Source organism: Amycolatopsis sp. NPDC006131 (assembly GCF_040614175.1).
Taxonomy (GTDB): domain Bacteria; phylum Actinomycetota; class Actinomycetes; order Mycobacteriales; family Pseudonocardiaceae; genus Amycolatopsis_E; species Amycolatopsis_E tucumanensis.
Window position 1 is genome coordinate 1 of record NZ_JBEXTX010000026.1, and the last position, 15946, is coordinate 15946.

Sequence of the window (15946 nt, forward strand, 5' to 3'; positions counted from 1 at the left end):
CACCCCCCCTCTTAATTAATCTTTTTCCACATCGGTCTGTTTCTCTGTTTGGGGGGGGGCGCGGGGGGGTAGTGCGGGCGGGGGTGGGCCCCGGCGGGGGGGGCCCCCCACCACCATTCGGTCAGCGACCCTCGAACACGTCGGCCACCCAGTCGGCCACGTAGCTGCTCACGTAGGGCAGGTGGTCCAGCCCGATGTGCTCCGTCGCGCCCTCGGCGGGGCTGAAGATCCGCAGGTCGCGCCGGGGGCTGGCGGTGGCCTGCTCGTACGACCGGTGCGCGTACGCCAGCGGGATCTGCCGGTCGTTCTCGCCGTGGCAGATGAGGAACGGGACGTCGATCTTCTCCACCACGCCGTCCAGGTTGACGGCGTCCGCGAAGTCGATGAACTCCGTCAGGTCGTCGTGGCCCCACACCCACAGCACGTGCTCCCAGTAGTGCGGCACCGGCCGCTCGCCCTCGCGCTCCAGCCGCCGCCGCTGGACGGCTCCCCAGTCGTGGTTCGCGCCCCACGCCACCACCAGCGCGAGCCGCTTCTCGAAGGCGGCGGCGCGGGGCGCGTAGTAGCCGCCCAGCGACCAGCCCACCAGGCCGATCCGTGAAGAGTCCACATCGGACCTTCCGACCAGGTAGTCCACGCACGCCGACGCCCACGCCTCGGTGTCCACGCGCGCCGTCAGGCCCTGCAGCCGCAACGCCTCGCCGGAACCGGGGCAGTCCACCATCAGGCACGAGATCCCGCGCGCCGCCAGCTCCTCCCAGTGCCCGGAGGAGTACATGTGCTCCTTGGTCGAGTCCAGCCCGTTCCACATGATCATCACCGGCGCCGGACCGTCGACCGGCGCCGCGCTGAAGTACGCGGGCAGCGTCGTGCCCTCGTACGGGATCTCGACCCGCGACACACCGGGCGCAAACGCTTTCTCCTGCAACGAAAGCACCCGCCGGTAGGTGTCCAGACGGCCCGGCGCCGAGGCGCTCTGCATCCGCTCGGCCTGGCACAGGTAGTTCGTCGCCCGCGCGTACAGCTGCCGCGCGGTGCGGGTGTGCCCCGCCGCCTCCGCTTCCTCCGCCTGCCCCACGAGCTGGTCGGTCAGCGCGGTCCACGCCGTCAGGAAGTCGGCCGTCCCGGCGTCCTCACCGCGCTGCGCGGCCTCCTTGATCGGGCGGCACGCGCGGTCGACCTCGTCGATCAGCCCGCCGCTGTTCAGCGTCGCCACGACGCCCAGGTTCCAGACGTAGTTGCCGGGGAAGTACTCGAACATTGAATTCCTTTCAGCCACGCGGAGCGTGTCCGTTGAGGGTGGTGGTGGGCTGGCGGGCGGGCCCTTTCTCACTGATCGATTTCACGCCACCGTGCGCGGTCAGGCCGCCGTCGACCGGGATCTCCGCGCCCGTGATGAACGACGCCTCGTCCGAGAGCAGGAACACCACCAGCGGCGCGACCTCGTCGACGGTTCCGGTGCGCCCCAGCGGGGTTTCGGCGATGTTCGCGTCCCGGAACGCCGCCGCGGCCGACGCAGTCATCGGTGTCTCGATGTAGCCGGGGTGCACCGCGTTGACCCGGATCCCGCGCGCGCCCAGCTCCAGGCACGCCGCCCGCGTCAGCCCGCGCAACAACCACTTGCTCGCCGTGTACGCCACCGGGTAGTGCCCGGTCAGCGCCGCCACCGAGCCGACCGTCACGATCGATCCGCCCGCGGGCATCAGCGGCAGCACGGCCTGGATCGCCCGCACCACCCCGCCGACGTTCACGTCGTGCACGCGCGCCAGGTCGGCCGGGTCGACCTCGTCCAGCCGCGCCCGCCAGGTCACCCCGGCGTTCGCGACCAGCCCGTCCACCCGATCCAGCCGGGACGCCAGCGCGGCCCAGCCCGCCGAGTCGGTGACGTCGAGCTGCACGTACTCGACCCCGGGCAACGGCTCCACCGGCGAGGCACCCAGATCGACGCCGATCACCCGGGCGCCCTCCTCGGCGAGCAGCCGCGCCTCCGCCGCGCCCTGCCCCTGCCCGGCGCCGGTCACCACGACGACCTTGCCGGCGACCCTCATCGCTTGCGCTTCCGCGGCCGGGGCCGCGCGGCCCGCACCGGGGGCAGCTCCACCCCGGCGACGACGGTGTTGCGGATCGTCCCGATGCCCTCGACGGTCATCTCCACGACGTCGCCCGGCGCCAGCGGCGGCAGCTCGCGGCCGCGGCCCCACAGTTCGGCGAGGCAGCCGCCGTTGCCGCAGGTCCCGGAGCCCAGCACGTCCCCGGCCCGCACCCAGGTGCCGCGTGAGGCGTAGGAGACCAGCTCCTCGAACGGCCAGCCCATGTTGGACAGCAGGTCCTGGCCGATCTCCGTGCCGTTCACCGACACCCGCAGGTCGAGCTCCAGGAACCCGTCACCGTCGCGATAGGACTCCAGCTCGTCGGCCGTGACCAGCCACGGCCCGAGCGTCGTCGCCGAGTCCTTGCCCTTCGCCGGGCCGAGCTGCACCTTCATCTCGCGCCGCTGCAGGTCACGGGCCGACCAGTCGTTCAGCACCGTGTAGCCGAAGATCTCCACCTGGTCCGGCGCCAGCGAGGAGCCGTCCCGCCCGACCACGGCCGCGACCTCCAGCTCGAAGTCGAACAGCCGCGAGCCCGGCGGCACCGGCACGTCGTCGAACGCGCCGAGCAGCGCGTACGGGTTGGTGAAGTAGAACGTGGGCGCCTCGTACCACTCCGGCACGACCCCGGCCCCGCCGGAGACGCTCGCGACCACACCCTCCACGTGCTCCTCGAACGCGACGAAGTCCCGGACCGTCGGCGGTTCCAACGGCGGCAGCAACCGCACGCGATCCAGCGGCACGGACGGTCCACTCAGGACCGTCGAACCGGTCTCCAGCGCGGCCGGCAGCCCGGACCGCACCAGGCCGAGCACCGTCACGTCCGGCGGCAGCGGGTGGATGCCGTCGCCGTCGACGACACCGGCCCGCACCGCGCCGTCCAGCGAGTAGGTGGCGAAACGCATCAGGACCTCCTCACACCGGCGGGGCGACGAAAAGCCCCTTGTCCGGGTCGTTGAACGACTTTTGGGCCACGAACTCGTTCATCGCGTTAGCCGTGCCCCACTGGTCGGACACCTCGGGGTCGCTGAAGTCGTACAGGTGCGGGTGCCAGGTGTCCTCGTCGATCAGCTCCAGCTCGGTGGTGTACTCCATCGTGTTGCCGTGCGGGTCGAGGAAGTAGCTGAACGTGTTGTTCCCGGCCAGGTGGCGGCCCGGGCCCCAGATCTTCTCCACCCCGGCGCGCAACAGCCGCCCGGTGCCGCGCATGTACTCGTCCAGGCCGCGCATCTCGAACGACACGTGGTGCAGCGACGGGTGCGGGCAGCGGGCGATGGCCATGCTGTGGTGCCACGAGTTCACCCGCATGAACCACATCATCTCGCCCATCCGCGGGTGCATCAGGATGTCGGAGAGCCGGAACCCGAGGTGCTTCTCGTAGAACGCGCGGGTGCCCTCCGGGTCGGCGGAGTTGATCACGACGTGCGACAGCCGCACCGGGATCGACTCGCCCTCCTCGACCTTGCGGTGGGCGCGAACGGCGACGTCGGCGCTGATCTCGATCGTGCGGCCCTCGTTGTCGAAGAACCGGAAGCCGTAACCGCCGCCGGGGGTGTCGATGGCGCCGGGCTCGCTGACCAGCCGCACGCCGGAGGACGCCAGACGCGCGGCGAGGGTGTCCACATCGGAGGGCGTGGCGGCGCCGAACGAGATCAGGTCGATGCGCTTGTCGTCGGCCCGGCGCAGCCGGATCACGTACTGCTCGGGCGATCCCTCGGCGGCCAGGAACGCGATGCCGGAGTCGGTGTGCTCGGTGGTCAGGCCCCACGCTCCGGTGAAGAAGTCCTGCTGCCGGGCCAGGTCCGGCACCGCGAGGTCGACGTGGCGCAGGTGGGTGATGAGTCGGTCGGTCATGGGTCCTCCTGGATCAGGCGGGCTGGGTGACGAGTGCGGCGACGCGGCCCATCAGGCCCGGCACGTCGCCCTGTTCGTGGTCGAGGAGCCACTGGCCGAGCTGGTTGGACGCGTCGACGACGGCCTTGGCCCGCTCGTAGCGGCGGTCGGTGAAGGCCTGCCACAGCGTGTCGTCCAGCGCGTCGGCGGCGAGCAGCAGTTCGGTGAGGACGGCGGCGTCCTCCAGGGCCTGCGCGCCGCCCTGCGCGAGGGTGGGCGGGCAGGAATGCGCGGCGTCGCCGATGAGCACGACGCGGCCCCGGTTCCACGGCGGCGGCAGCACGTGGGTCTCGAACCAGGTGTAGTTGACGCGGGACGGGTCGGTCAGCGTCTCCCGGATCTCGTCCCACGGGCCGTGGTAGGCCGCGGCCAGCTCGCGCATCGTGGCGAGCCGCTCGTCCGGGGTGAGCGCGGAGCGGTCCTGCGCGTCCTCGACGACGTAGGCGTAGAGCGAGTTCTCCCCGGTGGGGCAGTAGCCGGCGATGTAGCACGGGCCGCCGTAGAACAGGTCGGTGCGCGTGACGGACGCCGGGCGCGGCCCGAACGCGCGCCAGATGCCCATGCCGGTGGCGCGGGTCTCGAGATCGACGCCGAGCATGCGGCGCACCGACGAGCGGATGCCGTCGGCGCCGACGACCAGGTCGTAGCGCCCGGACGAGCCGTCGGAGAACACCACGCTGCCGTCGGTCTCCAGCTCGGTGACGGTGACGCCGAAGCGGGTCTTCACACCGGTTTCGGCCGCGCGCTCCAGCAGGATCCGCGCCAGCGCCGGGCGCGGCATGCCCATCGTGGCCGGCAGGTCCGGCCCGCCCGTGCGGGCGTCCGGGATCTCCACGAGCAGGGTGCCCGCGGGGTCGGGCGCGCGCAGGCCGAGGCTGTCGAAACCGAACCCCTCGGCGCGCACCCGCTCCCACACGCCCAGGTTCCGCAGCTCCCGCAAAGCGTTGCCCTGCAAGGTGATCCCGGACCCGATGGCGGCGATGTCGGGCTTGAGCTCGACCAGGTCGACGGCGACGCCGTGCGCGGCGAGCCCGATCGCGGTGGCGGTCCCGGCGAGGCCGCTGCCGACCACCAGGACGTTGTTCACGGCTGGCATGGCAACTCCTACTTGACGGCGACGGGTGCGACCGGGGCGCCGACCGCGCCGGTCACCGGGATGGGGTCGGCGGCGAGGAAGAACTCGTACACGCCGTCGGCGGCGCAGTCCGCGGCGAGCGCGTCGAGGTCCCACATCTCGCCGAGGAACAGGCCGATGTGCGGGATGCAGACCTGGTGCAGCGGCTGGAACGCGACGTCGAACTCGTTGGGCCGCACCTCGAAACCCCAGGTGTCGGTGGCGATCCCGGCGATCTCGGTGCCGTGCAGCCAATCGGCGGTGGTGAAGGACAGGCCGGGCGCGTCACCGCCGGCGTAGTCGCCCCAGCCCTCGCGCCGGGCGCGGGTGAGCCGTCCGGTCCTCACCAGCAGCAGGTCGCCGCGGCCGACGCGGGCGGTCTCGCCCTGTGCGGCGATGGTGGCTTCGAGGTGCTCGACGGTGATCGCGAACCCGTCCGGCAGCTCGCCGTCCTCACCGATCGCGCGCCCGACGTCGAGCAGCACGCCACGGCCGGCGATCCGGCCCGCGGTGGTCTCGATGCCGGTCACCTGGTCGCCCTCGCTGGTCACGACGTCGCCGGCGCGGCGGCCGTTGTAGGCGGTGCCGTGGTCGAAGATGTGGCCGAGGCCGTCCCACTGCGTCGAGGCCTGCAGCGGCATGAACACGACGTCGTCCGCGCCGCCGAGGCCGTGCGGGAAACCCTGGCCGCGTTCGGCGTCCAGGCCGGTGTCGAGCATCGTGTGCACCGGGTTGGTGCGGCGGCGCCAGCCCTTCTGCGGGCCGTCGGCCTCGAACCGCTGCGCGAGCGAGAAGCTCTTGCCCTGCCGGACGAGCGCGGCGCCTTCGCGGCGCTTGGCCTCGTCCAGGAAGTTCAGCGTGCCGAGGACGTCCCCGGCTCCCCAGCGGCCCCAGTTGGAGCACCGCTTGGCCGCGGCGGCGATCGCGCCTTCGGGATCGGTGCGGTCGTGGATCACGTCGGTTCCTCCTTGAGCGACGAGTCCACTGTCGGGCACCGCTGCGGTATCAGGGAAGACGAAATCGGTTATGGGAGGTATCAGCCTGGCTGATGTAGCCTGCGCTGGTGAACCTCGCGAGCCTGGACCTGAACCTGCTGGTCGCGCTGCACGCGCTGCTGCAGGAGCGCAGCGTCACGCGCGCGGCCGAACGGATGGGCCTGAGCCAGCCCGCGGTGTCCGCGCACCTGGGCAAGCTGCGCCGGCACTTCGGCGACGACCTGCTGATCCGGGTCGGCAACTCCTACCGGCTGACCCCGCTGGCGGTGCAGCTCAAGGAACGGGTGCGCGTCGCGATTTCCGGGGTGGAACGGGTGTTCGCCGCCGAACCGGACTTCGACCCGGCGTCCTCGGCGCGCGAGTTCTCGCTGCTGATCAGCGACTACGGCGTCGCGGTGCTGGGGGCGGAGATCGCCGCGCTGCTCGCCGCCGAGGCGCCCGGCACCCGGTTGCGGCTGACCGCGAACACCCCGTCGCTGGTCGAGCAGGCGGCGCAGGCCCTGGTCAACCACGACCTGCTGCTGATGCCGCACGGGTTCATCACCGACCTGCCCTACCGCGAGCTGTACCTGGACGACTGGGTGTGCCTCGTGTCGCGGGACAACCCGGACGTCGGCGAGGAGCTGACCGTCGAGCAGTTGAAGACGATGCCGTGGGTGGTCACCTACCACGGGCCGACGGCGTCCACTCCGGCCGCGCGGCAGATGCGGATGCTCGGCATCGAGCCGAACGTGCAGGTGGTGACGGAGACGTTCCTGACCGTGCCGAGCCTGGTCCGTGGCACTGGCCGCGTCGCGTTGCTGCAGCGCCGGCTCGCCGCCGGGGTGCCCGCCGAGCTGGGGGTGCGCGCGCTGCCGTGCCCGCTGGAGATCGGCCCGCTGCGCGAGGCGATGTGGTGGCACCCGATGTACGACGACGATCCCGAGCACCGGTACCTGCGGGACGTCGTCCTCCGCGCGACGGCTGTTCTCGATCAGAATCCCTGATAGTTTGCCGGGTCATGGCGACCCCGTACGAGCCACCGCGACCCGGTCTGGAGTTCCTCGCCAGGGCGGAGGTGACGCTGGACGAGGTGCTCGACCTGGGCGGCACCCCGCACGGCCGTCGCCGGGTCGTGCCGATCACCGGCGGCCGCGTCGACGGCCCGCGGCTGTCCGCCGACGTCCTGCCCGGCGGCGCGGACTGGCAGATCCTGCAGACCGGCGGCTGGGTGCGCGTCGAGGCGCACTACACCGCCCGCACCGACGACGGTTCGCTGGTGTCGATCATCAGCCGGGGCGTGCGGCACGGGCCGCCGGAGGTGATGACCGCGTTGCTCGCCGGACAGTGCCCGGACCCGTCCACGTACCGCTTCCGCACCGCGATCACCTTCGAGACGGCCGAGGACTCGCCGGAGCACGCGTGGCTCAACCACGTGGTCGCGGTGAGCTCGGCGCTGCGCCGCCCGGACGCGGTGGTGCTGGACGTGTACGCGATCTGCTGAACGGGCAGGCGGGTTGCCGAAGGCGGGTAGCGCCCGGCGCGACGGGAGGAGGCGCGGTTGGACCGGGAAGCGCTGGCGGAGCTGATCGCCTGCACCGGCGTCCGCCGGCGGTAGGCGAGGTTCCTGCCAATGGCCGCTCCGCTGGTGCCGCACGCGGGTTTTCGCCGGTCGTCGCCCGGGAACTCCTCGCCATGGGCGCCAAGACGGTCACCGAGCGGGAGCGGAAGTTCGACTTCGACGACGGCCGGCCGGTGCCGCGGCTGGCCGGGGTGGGTCCGGTGGCGGAGCAGGCCCCGCCGAGGGAGTCCCGGCTCGACAACACCTACTACGACACCCGCGACCTCCGCCTGGCCCGCGCCGGCGTGACCCTGCGCCGCCGCACCGGTGGGGACGACGCGGGCTGGCACCTCAAGCGCCCGGCGACCGCCGGGGCCCGCGAGGAGACCCAGCTGCCGCCAGGCAACCAGCTGCCGCCGGAACTCGCCGACGCCGCGCGCGAGTGGACCGGTGGTGCGGACCTCGTCGAGATCGCGCGCCTCCGCGTCGACCGCTTCACCCACGACCTCACCGACGCCGACGGGCGGCGGCTGGCCGTGCTGACCGACGACCACGTCCACGGCGAGCGCGCCGGCGACCAGGCGCACCTGGACCACTGGCGCGAACTCGAGGTCGAACTCGACGACGCGGAACCGGAACTCCTCGACACTCTCACCGAAGCCCTCGTCGCGGGCGGGGTGCGGCCCGCGCACTGGCCGTCGAAGCTACGGCGCCTGCTCGCCGCCGACCTGGCCGCCGACGACGAGCCGGGCAACGCCGGGGAGACCGTCATGACCTACGTGCGCACCCAGGTCGAGGCGATCCGGCGGCACGACGAGGGCGTCCGGCGCGGCGACGACGACGCGGTGCACCAGTTGCGCGTCGCGATGCGGCGGCTGCGGAGCGCGTTGCGCGGTTACCGGCGCCTCTTCGTGCGTGACCGGGCCAAGGCGCTGGCGGACGAACTCAAGTGGGCCGGCCGGGTGCTGTCCCCGGCGCGGGACGGTGAGGTCCGCCGCGAAACCCTGCTCGCCGAGCTCGCGAACCTCCCGCGCGAGCCGCAAACCGAGCACGCCCGCCGCACACTCGTGTCGCTTTTGGACGAAGCAGCCGAGCGGGACCGGCAGGCGCTGCTCGCCGAACTGACCGGCGAGCGCTGCGCCCGGCTGCTGGGCGCGCTCGACGAGTGGGTGGCCGACCCGCCGTTGACGACCGCCGCCGAGTCCGGGCGCCGCGAGCTGCGCAAGGCCCTCCGCCGCGCGAACCGGCGGTTGACGGCCGCGGCGGAGGCGGTGCGCGACGCGCGCGACCCCGACTCCGCCCTGCACGAGGTGCGCAAGAAGGCGAAGGCGGCGCGGTACGCGGCCGATGTGGCGAAACCGTTGCTGGGCAAGCGGGTGCGCTCGTGGCGGCGGGTGGTCAAGGAGGTGCAGAGCGAGCTGGGCGAGTACCACGACCTGGTGAGCGCGGGCGAGCTCCTCCGGCAGCGAACGGGGGATTCGGTGACCGACGCGTTCGTGTTCGGGCGCCTGTACGAGCGCGGCCACGCCCGCCGCGCCGCCCTGCGCGAGAGCTTCGAGCGGCGGAAGCTGCCGGGCGCGCCGTGAGAGCGGTACCGTTCGACGATGGCGACTGTCGGCGACGTGGCACGGCTGGTTTCCGAGCTGCCGGAGGTGACCGAGGGGGAGCGGCACGGTCACCAGACGTGGTCCGTCGCCGGTAAGGCGTTCGCCTGGGTGCGGCCGTTCAGCAAGGCCGACCTCCGCCGGTTCGGCGACGAGACTCCGCCGGACGGGCCGATCCTCGCGATCGGCGTGGACGACCTCGGCGAGAAGGAAGCGGTCCTCGCGGCGAATCCCGACGCCTTCTTCACCATCCCGCACTTCGACGGCTACGCGGCGGTGCTCGTCCAGTTGCGGAAGGTGTCCCGCACCGCGCTGGGCGACGCGCTCACCGACGGGTGGCTCGCCGTCGCGCCCGCGAAGCTGCGCGGCCGCCTGACCGACGGGCCTGGTGACAAGGACATCGCGGGCGTTTAATGACCCGGTGGACACGCGCGTCCTGCTCGAACGGGCCGGCGCGGCTTACGACCGGCGGGCCTGGGCCGACGCCTGCGACACCCTGGCCGCCGTCGACCGGGAAACCCCGCTCGCGCTGCCGGACCTGGAGCGGCTCGGCGAGCTGGCGCTGTTGCTGGGCCGCCCGGACGAGGCCGCCGACGCGTTCCGCCGCTGTTACGAGCAGCACGTGCACGCCGGCGCGATCGGCCGGGCCGTGCGGTGCGCCTTCTGGCTGCGCGAAGTGTGCGCGTTCCAGGGCGAGTTCTCCCGCGCACAGGGCTGGATGGCGCGGGCGGCGCGGCTGCTGGCGCACGACCCGGACTGCGCGCAGCGCGGCTACCTGCTGATCGGCGAGGCCGAGCGGCAGACCGGGGACGCCGCGTTCGCCACCGCCGCGGAAGCCGTCGAGCTGGGGAACCGGTGTGGCGACCGGGATCTGGTGACCATCGGGGTGCAGGTCCAGGGCCGCGCCCGGCTCGCGCAGGGCCGCGTCGAGGAGGGGCTCGCGCTGCTGGACGAGGCGATGCTCGACATCGCCGCGGGCGCGTGTTCCTCCCAGGTGACCGGGTGGATGTACTGCAGCATGATCGCCGCCTGCCGCGACGTGCACGAGCTGGGCCGCGCCCGCGAGTGGACCGCCGCGGTGAACGCCTGGTGCGACGCAGTGCCGCAGTTCACCGGCGCCTACTCCGGCATCTGCCGGGTGCACCGCTCGGAACTGCTGCAGCTCGTCGGCGACTGGCCGGACGCGGTCCGGGAGGCGCGGACGGCGTGCGCGCGGCTGGACCAGCGGTACGGACACGTGGTCGCGGGCATGGCCTACTACCAGCTCGCCGAGATCCACCGGCTGCGCGGCGAGTTCGCCGACGCCGAGCGCTCCTACCGGCGGGCCGGCGAGAGCGGGTGGGACGTCCAGCCGGGCCTGGCGCTGCTCCGCCTGGCCCAGGGCCGCGCCGACGCGGCGGACTTGTCCCTGCGCCGCGCACTGGCCGAGGCCGAGGACGACATCAGCCGGTCCCGCCTGCTGCCCGCGCAGGTGGAAGCCGCGATCGGCAACGGCGACCCGGAGTGCGCCCGGGCGGCGGCGGCCGAGCTGACCGCGATCGCAGGCCGGTTCCACACGCCCGCCCTGCGTGCGCTGGCGTCGGGCGCGACCGGCGCGGCGCACCTCGCCGCGGGTGACGAGTCCGCGGCGTTGCCGCCGTTGCGGACCGCGCTGCGGTTGTGGTGCGAACTGGACGCGCCCTACGAGGCGGCGCGGACCCGGTGCCTCGTCGGGCTGGCCTGCCGCGCGCTCGGCGACGAGGACGCCGCCGAGGTGGAGCTGGACGCGGCCGCGGAGGTGTTCGCGCGGCTCGGCGCCGAACCGGACCTGGCCCGCGTGCGCGACGCCCGCCGCGGCGCCTCGCTGCTGAGCCCGCGGGAGACGGAGGTACTGCGGTTGCTGGCCGCCGGCGCGACCAACCGCGGCATCGCGCGGGAGCTGGTGCTGAGCGAGAAGACCGTGGCGCGGCACGTCAGCAACATCTTCGCCAAGCTCGGGGTCGGTTCACGGACCGCGGCGGCGGCGTACGCGTTCCAGCACCGGATCGGCTGACTGGGCAGAACTACCCATGCCCGGCGGCGGGAATTGGGTCGTTCGCCCGAAGTTCCCGTGGCGCGCCGCGGCCTAGCGTCGGTCTCCTCGAAACAGGAGGTGGACGATGAGGTTCGACACGGTGGTCATCGGCGGTGGGCAGGCCGGGCTCTCGGCCGGGTACCACCTGGCCCGCGACGGCAGGCGGTTCGTGATTCTCGACGCGCACCAGCGGATCGGCGACTCGTGGCGGCGGCACTGGGATTCGCTGCGGCTGTTCAGCCCGGCGCGCTACGACGGGCTACCCGGGATGCGGTTCCCCGCGCCACCCGGCAGTTTCCCCACGCGGGACGAGATGGCCGACTACCTGGAGGCCTACGCGCGGAGGTTCGACCTGCCGGTGCGCTGCGGCGCGCGGGTGGACCGGCTGTCGCAAGAGGACGGAGAGTTCGTGGTGACCGCGGGCGATGAGCGGTTCGAGGCCGCGAACGTGGTGGTCGCCTCGGGGGTGTGGGGCGTTCCGCGTGTCCCGGCTTTCGCGGGCGAGTTGAGCCCGGAGATCTGCCAGATGCACTCGAGCGAGTACCGGAACCCTTCGCAGCTGCGGCCAGGGCCGGTGCTGGTCGTCGGCGCGAGCCACTCCGGCGCGGACATCGCCTACGAGGTGGCCCGCGAGCACCCGACGATCCTGTCCGGCACGGACACCGGCGAGATCCCGTTCTACTTCGAAAGCCGGGTCGCGTCGGTGGCGCTGCGGGTGCTGTGGTTCGCCGCGACGCGGGTCCTGACCGTGAACCGGCCGGTGGGCCGCAAGCTGCGCGAGGAGGTGCGCGGGCACGGCGGGCCGCTGATCCGGGTCAAGAAGGAGGACCTGCGCAAGGCCGGTGTGGAGCGGGTCGTCGACAAGACCACCGGCGTCCGGGACGGCATGCCCGTGCTGGCGGACGGGCGGGTGCTCGATGTCGCGAACGTGGTGTGGTGCACCGGTTTCCGCCCCGACTACGGCTGGATCGACCTGCCCGTCACCGGCGAGGACGGCTACCCCGAGCAGGAGCGCGGCGTGACGCCGGTGCCCGGCCTGTACTTCGTCGGGTTGCCGTTCCTGCACTCGTTCAGCTCGATGCTGGTGGGCGGAGCGGGCCGCGACGCCGAGTACGTGGTCCGCCACCTGGCCCGGCGCGCGCCCGAGGTGTCCGCGGCGGGCCTGACGACGCTCGGGATGGACCACCAGGCGCACGGAAACCTGACCGAGGCGCGACGGCTGTACCAGCGGGCGCTGCGCACGCTGGACCGGTGACGCGCGGCTGAGGCCCGGTGGGGGCGGCTCATCAAGGGCCGCCCCCACCGATCTGCGACACCCGAACACCGGCGCCCGCGTCAGAGCCCGCCGCGCTGCCGGTCCGCGCGCAGCGTCGTCGTCAGGGCGTGGGCCTCCTTGAGCAGCAGCGCGCCCAGCTGCGCCCGCCGCGGCTCGCGGAAGCGGGACTCCACCCCGGTCAGTGTCAGCGCCCACGCCGGCTCCCCGGACGAGCCGAACACCGCCGCCGCCATGCCCCAGCTGCCCTCGACCACGAGGCCCGGGTTGACGGCGTACCCCCGCTCCCGCGTCTCGGCGATCCGTTCCCGCAGCGGCCCCGGCGCGTGCGCCTCGCCCCACCGCTCCGTCAGGTCGACCCGCGCCAGGTAGTCGTCGATCTCCCGGTCGGACAGCAGCGACAGCACGACCAGCCCAGCCGAGACCACGCCCAGCGGGAACCGCGCGCCCTCGTACAGCACGAACGACCGGATCGGGAAGTCGCCGTCCTCGCGCAGCAGGCACACCGTCTCGTCGCCGCGCCGGGCGGAGAAGAACGCGCTCTCCCCGGTCGCCGCCGCGAGCCGGTGCACGCTCGCCCGCGCGTGCTGCGTCACGTCGTAGCGCGCGGCCGCCGACTCGCCCAGCAGGTACAGCTCCGGGCCCAGGTACCAGCGGCCGTTGCGCTGGTCGCGGTCGACGAACCCCTCGTCGGCCAGCGCCGCCAGCAGCCGGTGGGCCGTCGGACGGGCGAGCCCGGTCAGCCGCGACACGTCGGAGGTCGACGCGCCGGGCTCGCCGGCCGCGGACAGCGCGCGAAGCACCAGCGCGGCCCGGCCGATCAGGTGGGCGGGCGGCATGTCCCCATGGTACGTCCACTCAGTGAACGCCATGCCTCGAGTCGTTCACCTGACGAGAGATCCAGAAGGCGCGCTTGACCGGGTTTCCCCAGGTCGTCTTGACTGCGGGCAGGTGCTCATCCCACGGACGCTCGAAGGAGAGTTCACGTGTCCAAGGTGTTCGGCGCGGCCGCCGACGCGATGGCAGGCGCGCTGCGAGACGGCATGACGATCGCGGTCGGCGGCTTCGGTCTGTCCGGCATCCCCTACGACCTGATCGAGGTCGTCCGCGAAGCCGGGGTCAGCGACCTGACGATCGTGTCGAACAACATGGGTGTGGACGGCAAGGGCCTCGGGCTGCTGCTGGAGAACAAGCAGGTCCGCAAGGTGATCGCGTCCTACGTCGGGGAGAACAAGCTGTTCGCGCAGCAGTACCTGGACGGTTCGGTCGAGGTCGAGTTCGCGCCGCAGGGCACGCTGGCCGAGCGGATGCGCGCGGGCGGCGCGGGCATCCCGGCGTTCTACACGAAGACGGGCGTGGGCACGCCCGTTGCCCAGGGCAAGCCGCACGCCGAGTTCGACGGCGAGACCTACGTGCAGGAGCGCGGCATCGTCGCCGACCTGGCGCTGGTGCACGCGCACACCGCGGACCGGGAGGGCAACCTCGTGTACCGGATGGCGGCCCGCAACTTCAACCCGGTGGTCGCCACCTGCGGCCGGGTGACCGTGGTGGAGACCGAGGTCCTGCTCGACGGCTACGTCGACCCGGACCTGGTGATCACCCCCGGCGTGTTCGTGGACCGCCTGGTGGTCGCCACGCCGCGGGAGAAGGAGATCGAAAAGCGCACGGTGCGCCCGCGGGCGCTCGCCGGGACGGAGGCGTGACCATGGGCTGGAGCCGCGACGAGATGGCCGCGCTGGCGGCGGCGGAACTGCGCGACGGGGACTACGTGAACCTCGGCATCGGCATCCCCACGCTGGTGGCCAACCACATCCCGGACGGCGTCCGGGTGACCCTGCAGAGCGAGAACGGCATCCTCGGCCTCGGCCCGTTCCCGTTCGAGGGCGAGGAGGACGCCGACCTGATCAACGCGGGCAAGCAGACGGTGACCGTCCAGCCCGGCGCGAGCTTCTTCGACTCGGCGACGTCGTTCGCCATGATCCGCGGCGGGCACATCGACCTCGCGATCCTCGGCGCGCTGCAGGTGGCCGCCAACGGCGACCTGGCGAACTGGACCGTGCCCGGCGCGCTGGTGAAGGGCATGGGCGGCGCGATGGACCTGGTCGCGGGCACCAAGCGGATCATCGTGATCACCGACCACGTGGCGAAGGACGGCAGCCCGAAGATCGTCGAGACGTGCACGCTGCCCCTGACCGGCGCGGGCGTGGTGGACCGGATCATCACCGACCTCGCGGTGCTGGACGTGACACCGGAGGGCCTCCGCCTGGTGCGCCTCGCGCCGGGCGTCACGGAGGAGGAGCTGCGGGAGAAGACGGGCGCGAAGGTGCTGGAGCCGGTGGCGGGGTAGGACTCCGCACGCGTGGGACCGTTGGTTGCCGGTCCCACCCGCTCGCGGCGCGCCTTGCGGCGGCGGCGCGGAGCCGTGGCGCTGCTTGCCCGGAGGGCCGCCGGGCGGCCCGCCCGGCGGCGATGCCGCCCACGAGCAGCGCGTCCGGCAGCGGCGCTCGGTCGTGGCGTGGCTCGTCCGGCAGTGGCGCTCGGTCGTGGCGTGGCTCGTCCGGCAGCGGCGCTCGGCACCGTGGCCGCGGCGTCGGGGGTGGTGGTACCCGGCGGCCACCGTGCACCACCACATACCGGGGGTCAGGGCATGCGCCACACCAGCGGATTGCCGTCGTAGTCGTTGCCGTCGTAGCGGGCCGCCACCACCGGGGCGTCCGGGGACGTCGCGTCCAGGTCCGCGTTCTCGTACCGCGCGCCGGGGTGGTCGAAGTCGCCGGGGGACAGGCGTGGGGCGCAGCTCGGGATGTCGCCCGTGATGAACGTTCCCGTGGTCTCCCCGTCGCCGACCAGGGCCTCCAGCTTCGGGCCGACCTTGGTGCCGAAGTCGATCCCGGTCAGGTTCTCCACGGTGTAGCGGATGCAGTACGGCGTCAGCCCCTGCGCCCGGTCCCCGAACGCGGTCCGGAACTCGTTCTGGTCCGCCTGCTCGATCGCGGTGACCGTGATCGCCAGCAGGCCCTCGTCGATCCCGTCGGAGTAGCTGACCACCGCGCGCTGCCCGACGGTCAGCGAAGTGCCCGGCGGCGTCGTGGGTTCCACGATGGGCGGCGGGGCGCTGCTGCTCGCCGCCGGCGGGGCCGGAGCGTCCGAAGAGGACGATCCACACGCCGAGGCGGTCAGCGCCGCCGCCAACACCGCTGCTGTCCGGAAGAAAGATCCACGCTTCACGCCGGTCATGATGCCGTAGCCGATCAAGGCGTTCCGCGGTACCTCATCGCGATCTTGCGATCACGGCGGCGCACCTCGCGGAAACCCAGCCGCCGGTCCGGCAGAGCTCGATCCGTCCCAGGTAGAGCGAGCCGTCGCGCTGCTCCACGCTGAGCG

16 protein-coding genes are annotated in these 15946 nt (G+C 72.9%); 8 read left to right on the plus strand and 8 right to left on the minus strand.

Annotation, left to right across the window (positions count from 1 at the left end; translation table 11 throughout):
- Positions 1–121 precede the first annotated feature (121 nt).
- From ABZ215_RS16135 to ABZ215_RS16160, 6 genes are read right to left on the minus strand one after another with little or no spacing between them, the layout of a single operon-like run.
- Positions 122–1261 (minus strand): alpha/beta fold hydrolase, encoded by a 1140-nt coding sequence (locus tag ABZ215_RS16135; RefSeq protein WP_354950119.1) that lies wholly within the window; start codon positions 1259–1261, stop codon positions 122–124.
- 10 nt (positions 1262–1271) lie between these two features.
- Positions 1272–2048 (minus strand): SDR family NAD(P)-dependent oxidoreductase, encoded by a 777-nt coding sequence (locus tag ABZ215_RS16140; protein ID WP_354950120.1) that lies wholly within the window; start codon positions 2046–2048, stop codon positions 1272–1274.
- Positions 2045–2995 (minus strand): fumarylacetoacetate hydrolase family protein, encoded by a 951-nt coding sequence (locus tag ABZ215_RS16145; RefSeq protein WP_354950121.1) that lies wholly within the window; start codon positions 2993–2995, stop codon positions 2045–2047. The genes ABZ215_RS16140 and ABZ215_RS16145 overlap by 4 nt, the downstream gene beginning before the upstream one ends.
- A gap of 10 nt (positions 2996–3005) precedes the next feature.
- Positions 3006–3944 (minus strand): VOC family protein, encoded by a 939-nt coding sequence (locus ABZ215_RS16150; RefSeq protein WP_354950122.1) that lies wholly within the window; start codon positions 3942–3944, stop codon positions 3006–3008.
- Between the two features lie 13 nt (positions 3945–3957).
- Positions 3958–5079 carry an FAD-dependent oxidoreductase gene (locus tag ABZ215_RS16155; RefSeq protein WP_354950123.1) on the minus strand — a complete coding sequence of 374 codons (1122 nt, stop codon included), beginning with the start codon at positions 5077–5079 and terminating at the stop codon, positions 3958–3960.
- An 8-nt stretch (positions 5080–5087) separates the two neighbouring features.
- Positions 5088–6053, minus strand: coding sequence for a cyclase family protein (locus tag ABZ215_RS16160; RefSeq protein ID WP_020421193.1), 966 nt, complete (start codon positions 6051–6053; stop codon positions 5088–5090).
- A gap of 107 nt (positions 6054–6160) precedes the next feature.
- On the opposite strand from ABZ215_RS16160, the gene ABZ215_RS16165 reads away from it, so the two are divergent.
- The 6 genes from ABZ215_RS16165 (at position 6161) to ABZ215_RS16190 (ending at position 12544) form a co-directional block, all read left to right on the plus strand.
- A complete protein-coding gene (locus ABZ215_RS16165; RefSeq protein WP_354950124.1) occupies positions 6161–7078 on the plus strand; it encodes a LysR family transcriptional regulator in 918 nt (305 codons plus the stop codon).
- 14 nt (positions 7079–7092) lie between these two features.
- Entirely contained in the window at positions 7093–7575 is a 483-nt protein-coding gene (locus ABZ215_RS16170) for a DUF3237 domain-containing protein (protein WP_354950125.1), read from the plus strand.
- Between the two features lie 191 nt (positions 7576–7766).
- Entirely contained in the window at positions 7767–9218 is a 1452-nt protein-coding gene (locus ABZ215_RS16175; protein WP_354950126.1) for a CYTH and CHAD domain-containing protein, read from the plus strand.
- A gap of 18 nt (positions 9219–9236) precedes the next feature.
- Complete coding sequence (locus tag ABZ215_RS16180) at positions 9237–9650, plus strand: MmcQ/YjbR family DNA-binding protein (RefSeq protein ID WP_354950127.1); 414 nt, start codon at positions 9237–9239, stop codon at positions 9648–9650.
- 7 nt (positions 9651–9657) lie between these two features.
- On the plus strand, positions 9658–11268 hold the full coding sequence (locus ABZ215_RS16185) for a response regulator transcription factor (protein ID WP_354950128.1): 1611 nt from the start codon (positions 9658–9660) through the stop codon (positions 11266–11268).
- A 106-nt stretch (positions 11269–11374) separates the two neighbouring features.
- Positions 11375–12544: an FAD-dependent oxidoreductase gene (locus ABZ215_RS16190; protein ID WP_354950129.1), complete on the plus strand. Its 1170-nt coding sequence runs from the start codon at positions 11375–11377 to the stop codon at positions 12542–12544.
- An 80-nt stretch (positions 12545–12624) separates the two neighbouring features.
- Here ABZ215_RS16190 and ABZ215_RS16195 read toward each other — a convergent pair whose 3' ends face one another.
- Complete coding sequence (locus ABZ215_RS16195; RefSeq protein ID WP_354950130.1) at positions 12625–13401, minus strand: IclR family transcriptional regulator; 777 nt, start codon at positions 13399–13401, stop codon at positions 12625–12627.
- Positions 13402–13548: 147 nt separating this feature from the next.
- Between ABZ215_RS16195 and ABZ215_RS16200 the strand changes: the two genes are divergently transcribed.
- Together ABZ215_RS16200 and ABZ215_RS16205 are read left to right on the plus strand one after the other, a co-directional pair.
- Positions 13549–14265, plus strand: coding sequence for a CoA transferase subunit A (locus ABZ215_RS16200; protein ID WP_354950131.1), 717 nt, complete (start codon positions 13549–13551; stop codon positions 14263–14265).
- A 2-nt stretch (positions 14266–14267) separates the two neighbouring features.
- Positions 14268–14909: a CoA transferase subunit B gene (locus tag ABZ215_RS16205; RefSeq protein WP_037323002.1), complete on the plus strand. Its 642-nt coding sequence runs from the start codon at positions 14268–14270 to the stop codon at positions 14907–14909.
- A 293-nt stretch (positions 14910–15202) separates the two neighbouring features.
- Here the strand turns inward: ABZ215_RS16205 and ABZ215_RS16210 are convergent, their stop codons facing one another.
- A complete protein-coding gene (locus tag ABZ215_RS16210) occupies positions 15203–15790 on the minus strand; it encodes a hypothetical protein (protein ID WP_354950132.1) in 588 nt (195 codons plus the stop codon).
- Between the last annotated feature and the right edge of the window lie 156 nt (positions 15791–15946).